Origin of the sequence: Rhizobium sp. AN73, from assembly GCF_030757975.1 — a bacterium.
Taxonomy (GTDB): Bacteria; Pseudomonadota; Alphaproteobacteria; order Rhizobiales; family Rhizobiaceae; genus Agrobacterium; species Agrobacterium arsenijevicii.
Genome location: NZ_JARWME010000002.1, coordinates 1,401,317 through 1,414,151, shown reverse-complemented (window position 1 = coordinate 1,414,151; position 12,835 = coordinate 1,401,317). Strand labels below are relative to the sequence as shown.

General features: G+C 58.1%; 11 protein-coding genes. 7 read left to right on the top strand and 4 right to left on the bottom strand.

Annotated features, from left to right (window positions below; translation table 11 throughout):
- The first annotated feature begins 4 nt into the window (after positions 1-4).
- Together RBH10_RS16930 and RBH10_RS16925 are read left to right on the top strand one after the other, a co-directional pair.
- Positions 5-1,015, top strand: coding sequence for an ABC transporter ATP-binding protein (locus tag RBH10_RS16930; RefSeq protein WP_281036426.1), 1,011 nt, complete (start codon positions 5-7; stop codon positions 1,013-1,015).
- Positions 1,016-1,254: 239 nt separating this feature from the next.
- Positions 1,255-2,748 (top strand): ABC transporter substrate-binding protein, encoded by a 1,494-nt coding sequence (locus RBH10_RS16925; RefSeq protein ID WP_281036427.1) that lies wholly within the window; start codon positions 1,255-1,257, stop codon positions 2,746-2,748.
- A 398-nt stretch (positions 2,749-3,146) separates the two neighbouring features.
- Here the strand turns inward: RBH10_RS16925 and RBH10_RS16920 are convergent, their stop codons facing one another.
- Both RBH10_RS16920 and RBH10_RS16915 read right to left on the bottom strand, forming a co-directional pair.
- Positions 3,147-3,401 carry a heavy-metal-associated domain-containing protein gene (locus RBH10_RS16920; protein WP_003502257.1) on the bottom strand — a complete coding sequence of 85 codons (255 nt, stop codon included), beginning with the start codon at positions 3,399-3,401 and terminating at the stop codon, positions 3,147-3,149.
- Between the two features lie 107 nt (positions 3,402-3,508).
- Positions 3,509-4,966 carry a TrkH family potassium uptake protein gene (locus RBH10_RS16915; RefSeq protein ID WP_045015903.1) on the bottom strand — a complete coding sequence of 486 codons (1,458 nt, stop codon included), beginning with the start codon at positions 4,964-4,966 and terminating at the stop codon, positions 3,509-3,511.
- A gap of 79 nt (positions 4,967-5,045) precedes the next feature.
- On the opposite strand from RBH10_RS16915, the gene ilvA reads away from it, so the two are divergent.
- From ilvA to RBH10_RS16900, 3 genes are all read left to right on the top strand, one after another.
- Positions 5,046-6,320, top strand: a complete 1,275-nt coding sequence (gene ilvA / locus RBH10_RS16910) for a threonine ammonia-lyase (RefSeq protein ID WP_082065646.1) — start codon at positions 5,046-5,048, stop codon at positions 6,318-6,320.
- A 77-nt stretch (positions 6,321-6,397) separates the two neighbouring features.
- Positions 6,398-6,709, top strand: coding sequence for an HlyU family transcriptional regulator (locus RBH10_RS16905; RefSeq protein WP_281036428.1), 312 nt, complete (start codon positions 6,398-6,400; stop codon positions 6,707-6,709).
- Between the two features lie 117 nt (positions 6,710-6,826).
- Positions 6,827-8,092: a diguanylate cyclase gene (locus tag RBH10_RS16900; RefSeq protein WP_281036429.1), complete on the top strand. Its 1,266-nt coding sequence runs from the start codon at positions 6,827-6,829 to the stop codon at positions 8,090-8,092.
- Between the two features lie 41 nt (positions 8,093-8,133).
- On the opposite strand, the gene RBH10_RS16895 is transcribed toward RBH10_RS16900, so the two are convergent.
- Positions 8,134-8,751: an FMN-dependent NADH-azoreductase gene (locus RBH10_RS16895; RefSeq protein WP_003512545.1), complete on the bottom strand. Its 618-nt coding sequence runs from the start codon at positions 8,749-8,751 to the stop codon at positions 8,134-8,136.
- A gap of 150 nt (positions 8,752-8,901) precedes the next feature.
- Here RBH10_RS16895 and RBH10_RS16890 point away from each other — a divergent pair, with 150 nt between their 5' ends.
- Positions 8,902-9,870: a LysR family transcriptional regulator gene (locus RBH10_RS16890; protein WP_045015907.1), complete on the top strand. Its 969-nt coding sequence runs from the start codon at positions 8,902-8,904 to the stop codon at positions 9,868-9,870.
- 199 nt (positions 9,871-10,069) lie between these two features.
- Positions 10,070-10,612: a DUF2087 domain-containing protein gene (locus RBH10_RS16885; protein ID WP_281036430.1), complete on the top strand. Its 543-nt coding sequence runs from the start codon at positions 10,070-10,072 to the stop codon at positions 10,610-10,612.
- Positions 10,613-10,796: 184 nt separating this feature from the next.
- Here RBH10_RS16885 and RBH10_RS16880 read toward each other — a convergent pair whose 3' ends face one another.
- A complete protein-coding gene (locus RBH10_RS16880; protein ID WP_281036431.1) occupies positions 10,797-12,785 on the bottom strand; it encodes a bifunctional 2',3'-cyclic-nucleotide 2'-phosphodiesterase/3'-nucleotidase in 1,989 nt (662 codons plus the stop codon).
- Positions 12,786-12,835 lie beyond the last annotated feature (50 nt).

Genomic DNA, 12,835 nt, shown 5'->3' with positions numbered 1-12,835 from the left:
GGTGATGTTATCGACAGCGAAAACTGAGACCCCGCCATCGGCGGACGGCAAGAAGAACCCGTATGTGGTCGCAAACAACCTCTGCAAATATTATCCGATATCGGGCCTTGGTCACCGGGTGGTGAAATCCGTCGACGATGTGTCCCTGACCATCGGCGAGGGGGAAGTGCTTGGCCTCGTCGGCGAATCCGGCTGTGGCAAAAGCACCGTCGCCGGACTGATAACGCGGCTGACCCACGCAACGAAGGGCGAGGTCAGCATCGGGGAACACGATATTCTGCACATGCAGGGTGAGACGTTGCGGCGCATGCGCCGGGTCGTGCAACTGGTGTTTCAGGATCCCTATTCCGCGCTCGATCCGCGCATGCGCATCGGGCAGAGCATGGAAGCGCCGCTTGCCCAGCACGGCATCGGCACACGCGAAGAACGGATAGCGCGCGTGTTCAAGATGCTGGAGGAGGTCGGCCTCGATGCTTCCTATTATGATCGTTATCCAAGCCAGTGTTCCGGCGGGCAATTGCAGCGCGTCGTCATAGGCCGCGCGCTTCTTCTCAACCCAAGCTTCCTCGTGTGCGACGAACCGACCTCGGCGCTCGATGCCTCGATGCGCACGCAGATCCTCAACCTCCTGATGGACATGAAGCGCCGTCACGGTTTGACGGTGCTGATGATTTCCCATGACCTGCGCGTGGTGCGTTATCTCTGCGACCGTATCGCGGTGATGTATCTCGGGCGGATCGTTGAAATCGCCGACCGGGAGGAGCTTTTCCGGGCACCGAAGCATCCCTATACGAAGGCTCTGATTGCCTCGTCCATGCTGGATGAAACGGGATTATATGCGCCGGAAATGCTTCTGGATGGTGATCTGCCAAGCCCGCTCAATCCTCCAAGTGGCTGCAAGTTTCATACCCGCTGCAAATATGCGACGCAGATTTGCAGCGAACAGGAACCGGTTCTGGAAGACGTTGCCGGGGAGCATTTCGCTCGTTGCCATCACTGGCGCGAATGGGGTTGAGGAGCAGCGCAGTTACGGTCTTCTGGTTTGGTAAAAACAGATGAATTATGCGTTTGTGGATTAATATCGGAATTAAATTCCGAGTATAAAAACATAAAATGAATAATATTCAAGCGGATGTTTGCGAAACGTCCGAGGGATATTCTTATGCCTTTCGAGGTTTGTGAAATTTTAGTCGTAAATCTCGTGAAACAACTGACTTTTTAGCGTTGTCATCAAAAATAAAAGGGGAATATTCAATGATGAAGCACGCACTTTTGGCGACATGCGCCGTTGTGGTCTCGTTTGGGACGCAGGCGGCGATGGCCGGAACAATCACCTATGACGATTATACCGGCGTCAAGACCGGCTGGCAGATGGCTTCCGACGATGCCTATCTCGGTTCGCGCGCGGGGTGTTTCGAAAGCCTGGTCCGCGTCGGCTATGACACCGTACTGGAGCCGGGCCTGGCCGAATCCTGGACACAGACCTCGCCGAAGGTTTGGGAATTCAAGCTGCGCAAGGGCGTGAAGTTCCAGAACGGCGAGCCGCTTAATGCAACAGCCGCGGTCAATGCACTGACCAATCTTCTGAAAGCGCCCGTTCCGGCCCGGGCCTTTTCGCCCAAGCTGGTCGCTGCCGTCGAGGCTGGTGGCGACGATATCGTGAAGATCACGACCATCGAGCCATCGGTGCTGCTGCCGGCGCAAATGGCAAGCCCGGCAACTTCGATCCTCGCGCCATCCGCCTATAAGGATGGCAAGGTCGATCCGATCGGAACCTGCACCGGACCGTTCAAGATCACCAAGGTCGATGCCAGCCAATATATGGAACTGACGGCCAACCACGAATATTGGAACGGTATGCCGAAGCTCTCGGGCGGTCGTGTGAACTTTATTCCGGATGCCGATACGCGCGCCACCCAGATAAGAAGTGGTGAAGTGCAGATTTCGCGCGTGATTCCACCTTGGGCGGTAAAGACCATTGAAGCCACGAAGGGTGTCAAGGTTGCGCCAATTACTGTGCCCCGGATCACGGAAATGCTGCTCAATAATTCGAAGCCGCCGTTCAAGGATATCAAGGTTCGGCAGGCGATCCGGGCTGCCATCGACACCGCCGGTATTGCCGACAGCATCTATGAAGGCATGGTAAAGCCCGCAACGATGCCCTTCGCACCGGGAGAGCCGTGGGCGCCGCAAAACGTCACACCCGCTTATGACGTGGAGAAGGCAAAGGCTCTGCTGAAAGAGGCGGGAATTGCTCCCGGCAGCCTGAAGCTGACGCTTCTGGCCTATACTGAAAGAACCGAACTCAAGGATGTTGCCGCCGTTATTCAGGCCCAATTGCAGGAAATAGGCATCAAGGTCGATGTTCGCGTTGCCGATTACACTGCGATCGAGCCCGATCTCCTGTCCGGCAATTTCGACATGGTTCTTCTGTCACGCGGTTATGCCACCGATGTTGCAGAACCGATCGGGTTCCTCAACGCCGACTATACCTGCGGAGGCGGCTACAACATCTCGCATTATTGCAGCGAGGAGACGGACAAGCTGATCAAATCGGCCTATGCGGCGGCTGAGCCGGCCAAGCGTTACGCCATCTATGCCGAGGCGGCGAAGAGGGTTTACGATGAAGCCGTCACCGTCTACCTCGTCCACGAGACCGCTTTCGATGCCTATTCGGACAAGGTCCAAAACTTCAAGCCGCATCCGATCAACTACTTTATCATGACCAAGGATCTGGCGGTGAAATAAGCCAATGTGACGTTGCTGACGAGATATGGCCCGGCTCGAAAGAGCCGGGTTTTGCATGTCGATAGGCCATCGCCCACACTCAACGTCATCCTCGGGCTCGTCCCGAGGATCTATCCACCTATCGTAAAACCAATAGGTAGCAGATGCCCGGACAGGCCGGAGCATGACGAAGGACAGGTTTTCAGACCTTGTCAGCCGTTGAAAATATGAATTTCAGAAATCCGGAAAACCTCCACCGTCATCCCTGATCAAAAGAGAGAGGCATTTGCCGCGGGAGGTATGGAAAAGGACGAACGTTGATGTCGTCCAGCGGCTATCGTGCAGGTTCAGCGCGAAGCGGGGGCAGGCGGGGCGACCCGGCGGCGGCAGGATGAAAGCGCCGCCGGTATCTCTTCGGATCAGGCGCGTGCTTCCGGCGTATAGCCTGCAGCGGTGATGATTTCAGCAATACGTGCCGCGTCGGAGACGCCGCCAACCACAACCGTGCGGCTTGCCGGATCGGCATGCACGGCGGCGCCGGGAACGGTCTTTTCGATCGCGCCCTTGATCACACCAGCGCAGTGACCGCAGGTCATGTCTTCAACGTGGAAAGAAAGGTCGGCATCGACGGGTGCGGCAGTGGTTTCGGGGTGATGCTGATGGGCGGTGCACATAGGCGGTTCTCCATGGTTTGGAATTCGTAACAGGAGGAGCCTGAACTATTCCAACGTGGGAAGGTCAAGCGCTTTATTCAGACGGGCTCAACAAGCGCATCCATACTTTAGTTGCGCCAGAAAATCGGCATCAGCAACACGAGAACCGTCAGGATTTCCAGACGCCCAAGCAGCATCAACACCGACAGGAGATAAAGCGCGGGGTCGCTGATTGTGGAGAAATTGCCGACAGGCCCGATGATCGGGCCGATGCCGGGTCCGACATTGGCAAGCGCCGTCGCAACACCCGACGTGGCGGTGAGGAAATCGTAACCCATCAGGCTCATGGCGAGACTGCCGGCGATCCAGAGCGCGATGAAACAGCTGATGAACAGGAAGATGGTGCGGATGGTCTCCGGATCGACCACCTGCTGGCCGTAACGCACCGAATAGACGGCATTCGGATAGATTAGCTTCTTCAAGCCGGCTCGTGCCACATTGAAGATGATGAGGAAACGATAGGCCTTGATGCCGCCCGCCGTCGAGCCGGAGCAGCCGCCCATGAAGGTCGCGAAAAAGGCAACGACAACAACGAACGGCCCCCAGAGCGTATAGTCGTCGCTGGCAAAGCCGCCGGTCGAAAGGATCGAGGTCATGTTGAAGAAGGAATGGCTGAGCGCGTCATCCAGCGGCACGCCGTTTCTAAGATGGTGATAAACGCCCACAGCAATCGAGATCGCGCAGAGATAACCGAGGAAGACGGCAATCTGCGGGTCGCGCAGCGTCTCCAGCCTGCGGCGCACGGCAAGCAGGATCATGACAGAGAAGGGCAGGCTGCCGAAGATCAGGAAGATGGTGGCAATCCACAGCAGCGCCGTGTTGTTGAAATAAGCGAAGGAAGCGTCATGGGTCGAAAACCCGCCGGTCGCGACCGTCGACATCGCATGGTTCAAGGCATCGAAATGCGACATGCCCGCAAAATCGAAAGCCACCGTGCAGGCAATCGTCATGATGATGTAGATCGCCACGAAAGCACGGGTGAAACTCGCCAGCCGCGCGAAAGGCCGATCATTGCCGGTATCGGAAGATTCCATGCGGAAAAAGGTCATGCCACCGACGCGCAGGAGCGGCAGGATGAAGAGGCCGAGTGCGACGATACCGATGCCGCCGAGCCAGCAGAGCAACGACCGCCACAGAAGAATGCCCTGCGGCGCGTTATCGAGGCCGGATATGGCGGTCGATCCGGTCGTGGTGATGGCTGAAACGGATTCGAAGATAGCCTGACCGGGCGTCAGGTTGAGATCGGAAAGATAGAGCGGTACGGCTCCCACCAGCGAAAACACCAGCCACAGCACGTTGACGAGCAGGAAGCCGAAACGTTTGTTGTAGGACGCAATCGGCGCGCGGGTGGCCAGCGCGCAGGCGAGCGCAAAGCCGCCGCACATGAAACCAGAAAGCGCAAACACCATCCAGTCGTCATTGCCGTAATAAAGGTCCGTCAGCGCGGGCAGAAACATGGCCGTCGCAAGGTAGAGCCCGAAGATGGACGCCACATATATGACCGAGCGCAGAAGGTTGCTGTTCAAGAAATGAAACCCAGGGTTCGTGGCAGCGTGAAATGAGTCTTTGTCTCTGACGCCTTCCTATGGCATAGCGGGTGCCATTATGAATTTCAATGGATTGACAATCGTGGACAAGCAGCTTGTGGAAGCAGCGCGGCGGGAAGTGCGGGAGATATTCCCGGAAACGCCGTTGCAGTTGAATGAACATCTCAGCCGTCGGTATGGCGCGTCGATTTGGCTGAAGCGTGAGGATCTGTCCCCGGTTCGTTCCTACAAGATTAGAGGCGCTTTCAACTTTCTCCGCAAGGCGGTGGCGAAGGCCGGCAAGGACAAGATTTTCGTCTGCGCTTCGGCCGGCAACCATGCGCAGGGCTTTGCTTTCGCCTGCCGCCATTTCGGCGTTCACGGCGTCGTTTTCATGCCGGTGACGACACCGCAGCAGAAGATCGACAAGACCCGCATCTTCGGCGGCGAATTCATCAGCATCCGTCTGGTAGGCGATATATTCGACCAGTGTTATGCCGCCGCGCGCAAATACGTGGAAGACAATGACGGCTATATGGTGCCGCCTTTCGACCATGAGGATATCGTCGAAGGCCAGGCAACGGTCGCCGCCGAAATCATGGACCAGCTTCCGGAAGGCACCAAGCCGGAGATCGTCATCATGCCGGTTGGCGGTGGCGGGCTGTCGGCTGGCCTGACTGGTTTTCTGGCTGGCACGGTTAAGAAGGACAATTTCGTGTTCTGCGAGCCGGAAGGCGCGCCGAGCCTGAAAAAGAGCCTCGAACGCGGTGAGCCGGTGACGCTCACCAAGGTCGACAATTTCGTCGACGGTGCCGCCGTTGCCCGCATTGGCGACCTGAACTTCAACGCGCTGAAGGGGTTTCCGGCCGAGCAGGTTGTTCTCATTCCCGAAAACGCCATTTGCGTGACGATCATCGAGATGCTGAACCTTGAAGGCGTGGTGCTCGAACCGGCGGGAGCGATGTCGATCGCCGCGCTGGAGAAGCTCGGCCGCGAGAAGCTGGAAGGCAAGACGGTTATCGTCGTCGTTTCCGGTGGCAATTTCGATTTCGAGCGCCTGCCGGACGTGAAAGAACGCGCCATGCGTTACACCGGCGTGAAGAAGTATTTCATTCTGCGCCTGCCTCAGCGCCCCGGCGCGTTGCGCGATTTCCTCAACCTGCTCGGCCCGGACGACGATATCGCCCGTTTCGAATATCTGAAGAAATCGGCCCGCAATTTCGGTTCGATCCTGATCGGCATCGAAACAAGCGCGACGGAAAACTTCGCGGGACTTCTGGAGCGCTTCGAGGCCGCAGGTCTCGGTTATGAGGATATTACCGAAAACGACATCCTGTCGAACCTGATCATCTGATCGGGGCAAGAGCGACGGGGAAGGGCGGAGCATATCCGCCCTTCGAAAGACGGCATAGATTTGAGGGAGTGAAAGCCATGGCATCGTTTTTTTCCAAAATCCTTTCGGCCTTCGGCTCCGGCGGCCAGTCCGCAGACGCGCCGCAGAAGGCAGCTCAGTCCGAACCGCATTTGCATGGAGACTATCTGATCTATGCGACGCCGTTGAAGGAAGGCGGCCAGTTTCGCCTTGCGGGCCGTATCGAGAAAAAGGACGGCGAGGAAACGCTGGTGCATGAATTCGTGCGTGCCGATGTCTTCACCAGCATGGACGACGCGGTGGAGTTCACGATCCGCAAGGCAAAATTGATTATCGACCAGAACGGTTCATCGCTTTTCCCAGGAAAATGATGACGGTTTCTTCCGCTGGACATTAAGATTCCGTTGGTTGCTTCGGCCTATCGTCTTTGAAGGGCATGGAGTCGCGCCGATCTACCGGCGTGATATGGATTGATAGGGCGTGTGCCGATGCAATGGGCAAATCTGGCCCTCTTCGTGGCGGAGGCCATCGTCTATTTTTCGGTAATGACGGCGTTCCTTCATTACCGGCATATTCTCGGCATCGGTGTTTTTCTCACCGCGCTGGGCGTCATGCATTTCCTGGAAACCTATCTGGCGGCCGTCTTTTACGTCGGCCTGCCTTTCGGCGTGGCGTCGCCGGGTTCCTCCATCCTCTTTGCCGGCAAGCTGATGATGATCCTCATGCTCTACATGCGGGAGGATGCGGCGGTCGTGCGCCAGCCGATCTACGGCCTGTTTCTCGGCAATATATTAACCGTCATTATGGCGCAGATCATCCGCTTTCATCAGACGGTGGCGATTGTCCCCGGACAGTCGGTAAACACCGGTTTTCTGGATGAGATGGGCGTGTTGATGGTCTGGGGCACCAGCCTTCTTTATATCGACGCCATCGCCATCATTCTGCTTTACGAAAAGCTGGGGCGCTATTTGCAGCGCCACATCGTTCTGCGTTTTGCGATCTGCGGCGTAGTTATCCTGAGTTTCGATCAGGCCGGATTTTACGGGGCGCTGCGCTATCTGCTGAACGCGCCGGTCGATGTCTTTTACGATGGCTGGAAGGCGAAGATGGCGGCGGTCGCGATCTATTCGGTGCTGTTCGCCGTCTATCTCAGGCTGTCTTCGGCCAAGGGGCGTTTCCTCAAGCGCCGCAGCGTTGCCGATGTCTTCAACGACCTGACTTTCAGGGAGCGTTACGAGGAGCTTCTGTCCCGGTCGGGCCGCGATATGCTGACCGGCGTGTCGGACCGCGCCCGCATGGAACTGGATGCGCCTTCGGTCGTCGTGGAATGCCTGGAGAAGCAACGGCCGGTCAGCGTGCTGATCGTCGATATCGATCACTTCAAGACTGTCAACGACACCTTCGGGCATTTGCAGGGTGACGAGATATTGCGGGAATTTGCCGCCGTTCTGAAGCGTTCAGTGCAGCCGCATGGGCATCTTTACCGGTTCGGCGGTGAGGAGTTCGTGGCCCTGTTGCCGACCATGGCGCATGAGGCGGCACTTGCCTTTTCGGCAGGTCTGCGGACAGCGATATTGGCGGATCTGCGCCGGCCGGATGGTTCGCCACTGACCGTCAGTATCGGGGTCGCCACGGCCTTCGAGGACGGGCAACTTTTCCGCGCGCTTCTATCGGAAGCCGATGCACGGCTTTATGCGGCAAAAAATAACGGCCGTGATCAGGTGCACGGCCGTTATGGAATGTGGGTTGGCTGATACCGGCAACCGTGCCGGCATCACCATGCATCAAATGTGCCTCAGGCGGCCTGCGCCAGTTCGGCAACCTTTGCTTCGGCGGCTGCAACGGCCTTTTCAACGGCTTCCGGGCCGAATGCCAGACCTTCGACGTAGATCACTTCCACATCCGTCATGCCCATGAAACCGAGAACGGTCTTGAGGTAAGGAACGGCGTGGTTCATCGAGACGGCCGGGCCTTCGGAATAAACGCCGGCGGCGGCCAGCACGATGTAGACCTTCTTGCCGGTAGCAAGGCCAACCGGGCCGGTTTCGGTGTACTTGAAGGTCTGGCCAGCGCGGGCGACGTTGTCGATCCACGACTTCAGGCCGGAATAGATGTTGAAGTTGATGAGGCCGGTGCCGATGACGACAGTGTCGGCGGCCATAAGCTCTGCAACCAGCTTGTCGGAATAATCGGCTGCAACCGCTTCTTCAGCCGTGCGCTGGTCGGGAGCCTTGCGGATCGCAGCGGTCTTGACGGTGTCGAGATGCGGAATGGGGTCGGCAGCGAGATCGCGGTGGACAAGGGTGTTGGAAGCCGACTTGGCCTTCAGCTTGTTTGCGAGTTCGCCGGAAAACTTGTTGGAAACCGATTCGTCGCCACGCGGGCTGGAGGTGATGAGCAGAATGTTGGACATGGTCTTTTCCTTGCATAAGCGATGGATTGACGGGCGCCTTGGGAGGGCAGGAGGGCACGATGCATCTCCTTTGCCCCCTATATGGAAAATTGCAGCCATCAAGAAAACTGTGATAATGTGGAAGCGATCTATCGAAGAAATGGATGGAATATGGACGCGAACCCGACGCTCGACCAATTGCAGGTATTTTTGACGGTTGCCGAGACCGGCAGTTTCTCCGCCGCTTCGCGGGCGCTCAATCGTGCCCAGTCGGTGGTCAGCTACACCATCGCCAATCTCGAGGCGCAGCTTGAAGTCAGCCTGTTCGAGCGCAACGGCGTGCGCCAGCCGCGGCTGACGGACGAGGGGCGCGCCATGCTGGAGGATGCAAGGCGCATCGTCGCTGGTCTGCAGGAAATGCGCGCGCGCGCCAAGGGGTTGAAACAGGGGCTGGAGGCCGAGCTCTCCGTCGCCATCAGCACCATGGTGCCAGCGGAGGCCGTGGTTGCGGTGCTTCGCGATTTTCGCAAGGAATTCCCTACCGTTACCCTCAACCTCAATGTGGGTGAGTTGGGCATGGTGATGGATATGGTGCTCTCCCGCAAGGCTGGCATCGGCATCGGCGGGGCGCTGCTGCGCCAGGATGACGAACTCGTCGTCGAAAAGGTAGGCCATTCCTTCATGCTGCCGGTCGCCGCCGCCGATCATCCGCTGGCACAGATCGAGAGGCCGCTGGTTCTGGGCGATGTCCGCGAGGAGGTCCAGCTCGTCGTCACCGATGCATCGGGGCTGACCAAGGGCCGTGATTTCAACGTGCTGTCCTACAAGACATGGCGGGTCAGCGACATCGCCACGAAATACCAGCTCATCAAGGGCGGTCTCGGCTGGGGCGGTCTGCCCGCATCGATCGTGCGCAACGATCTTACCAATGGCAGCCTGAAGGCACTTGATCTCGAAGCCTATGAGCAGGGTGAATATCCGATCTTTGCGCTGCGCCGGGTGGATTCACCCGCCGGTCCCGCTGGCCAGTGGCTTGCCACGGCCTTTCAGCAGCGTCTGTCGGCATGTCCGAACCAGAAGGATTTCAACAGGATAATTGCCGGAGGCAAACAGCGGACTATTTCTGTCGCCGCCGAGTGACATGCGTTGATTGAGTGACCAATTGACGAAGGTGAATGGCCTGCCTTATACAGGAAACACGGTCAGCAGTTCACCGAGGCATCGCCGTCCCGCAAGGGAAGCTAAACCTGCATTTGAAAGATTGACAGCACTTATCCCGTGCCTTGTCGGAAGCCGGCGATCAGCGACACCTTTTCGGAATGGCACTTGAGGGTAAGTCATGCCACGTTCGATTCTTTCCATTGATATCTCAGACCTCTCGACCTTTGCCAAATCGCTGCGCGAACAGATCGGCAGGCTGGACCACCAGCCGAGCCATGTGGAGATGCTCAATCTTTTGAGCCGTGCTGCTGGGTTTCGCAATTTCCAGCATCTGCGCGCCGCGCATGCGCCATCCGCTGAAAGCGGGTCTTCTCCGCCGGAAACGATGCCAGCTGCCAATGAGGGCAGGGTGCTGAAAACCGCGCGGGTTTTCGATGCCACCGGCAGGCTGGTGCAATGGCCGGCCCGCCGCTCCCAACAGGAACTGTGCCTCTGGTATCTATGGGCGAAAATTCCCGCCGGAGACAAATTTTCCGAAAGGGAATTCAGCGGGCTGCTGGATGGGCTGCATCTGTTTGGCGATGCCGCGATGTTGCGGCGCGATATGGTGGGCCTGAGGCTCATCCGCCGTAACCGCGATGGCAGCGACTATCAACGCATCGAACAAAAGCCGCCGTCGGAACTGCCGCTGTTGCTGCGGATCGTGAGCGGTCGCGATTGAGGAGCAATCCTCAATGTCGATGACATAGTTGGTGAAACCTCTTCACCATCATCTTCGGGCTTGACCCGAGGATCCACTTCCGAAGCGGTTATGGATCCTCGCCTCAAGGGCGAGGATGACGTCGGTGGAAGCGTTGTCGACAACCTCACCCTCCCAGCCAGTTAAGGCCGGGAGGGTGAAGTCTTTACAGAACGAGGCGGAACTTTGCGAAGCCTTCCGCACCGTCACCGGCATCCTCGATTTTCGCGCCCTTGATATCGGCCGCATAGTGACGACCCTTCGGGCCGGTCTCGAAGATCGCGGTCGTATTGGCGACCGGGGCAAAGGACCAGTTGGCGTCCGCCGACGGGTTGATGGTGCCCTGATCGATGATATAGCGCACGATCACGTCGCGGTTGGTGTCTGGCGCCACGAAGATTACCTTGTCGGCGGCGATATCGGGGAACTTGCCACCGCCGCTTGCACGGTAATTGTTGGTTGCCACCACGAATTTCTGCTCGGGGTCAATCGGCTTGCCGTTGAATTGCAGGTTGACGATGCGGTTGCTGTCGGGGTTGACCGCCTTGCCGTCCTTGTCGAATTTCGCCGGCTTGGAAATGTCGATCTGGTAGGTCACGCCATCGATGACGTCGTAATTATAGGACGGAAAATCCGCGTTGAGCAGCGGTGCGTCCTTTGCACCGGCCTCGACCGTGTTGAACATGCCGGCCGACATTTCCAGCCAGTTCTTTACCTGCGCACCGTTGATCAGCACCGCCTGCACCGTGTTGGGGTAGAGATAGAGGTCGGCGACGTTCTTGATGGCAATGTCACCGGCGGGGACATCGGTATAATAGTCAGCACCGCCGCGACCGCCCGACTTGAAGGGTGCCGCTGCCGAAAGCACGGGCAGGTCCTTATATTGCCCTTCCTTCAGCATGTCCTTGATGTACCAGGTCTGGGCGTTGGAGACGATCTGCACGGAAGGATCGTCAGCCACCAGCGCGAAGTAGGAATAGAGGGGGGCAGACGTCTTGCCGACCGGGCGGCGCACATAGGCAAGTGCTGCTTCGTGATCGGCCTTGGCGGCGGCGATGACCTCCGGTTTGTCCGTGAAATCGGCAACGACCTTGCGGTTTTCGTCACGGTGGTAGATCGGCCGGGCCTCGGAGGTGAAGTCGACGATCTTCCAGCTCTTGCCGTCCTTTTCGAGCAGCAGGTCGATGAGGCCCATATGCGAGCCCCAGAAACCGGCCATCACGGCGGGCTTGCCCAACAGCGTACCCTTGACCGCATCCGCACCTTCAATGCCGTCCCAGGTCTTCGGACCGGGGAAGACCAGATGCTGGTGACCGGTGAAGATGGCGTCGATGCCCTCGACGCCCGCCAGATAAAGCGAGGCATTTTCCATGCGATCGCTCTGGCCCTTGCCGTCGATGCCGGAATGGGAAAGCGCGATGATGATATCGGCGCCTTCTTCCTTCATGGCTGGCACCCAGGCTTTGGCCGCCTCGACGATGTCGCGCGTCTGGGCCTTGCCCTCGAGGTTCTTCGAATCCCACATCATGATCTGCGGCGGCACGAAGCCGATGACGCCGACCTTGACCGGGCTGGTTACGCCCGCGCCGTCACGGATCTGCTTTTCGAGGATGACGTAGGGCTTGAAGAACAGATCGTCCTTCTTGGGATCGGAAGCCAGCTCACCTTTTGTGAGGTTGGCGCAGACGTAAGGGAAACCGGCGCCCGCCAGCGTGTTGAACATGTAGTCGAGTCCGTAATTGAACTCGTGATTGCCGAGCGTGCCGCAATCATAGCCCAGTACATTCATGGCGTTGACGACGGGGTGCTTGTCGCCAGCCTTCATGCCGCGCTCATAGGCAATGTAGTCGCCGAGCGGGTTGCCCTGCAGGAAGTCGCCATTGTCCACCAGCATCGAGTTTCCGGCCTCGGCGCGGATGGCGCCGATGATCGAGGCGGTGCGCGCCAGACCCATCGTGTCGTTTGGTTTGTCGGCGTAATAATCATAGGGAAAGACGTGAACGTGGATGTCAGTCGTTTCCATGATGCGCAGATGCGCCTGATTGGCTGCGGCGCGGGCGGCAAAGGGGTGCAACAGCACCAGTGCCGAGGAGGCGGCGATGCCACCGAGAAGCGAACGGCGGGTGATGGGGTGGAGAGCGAGAAGCGACGACATGGGAACTCCTTCGTATGAAGCTTGCTCTGTCATGAAAAACGACAAGGTAG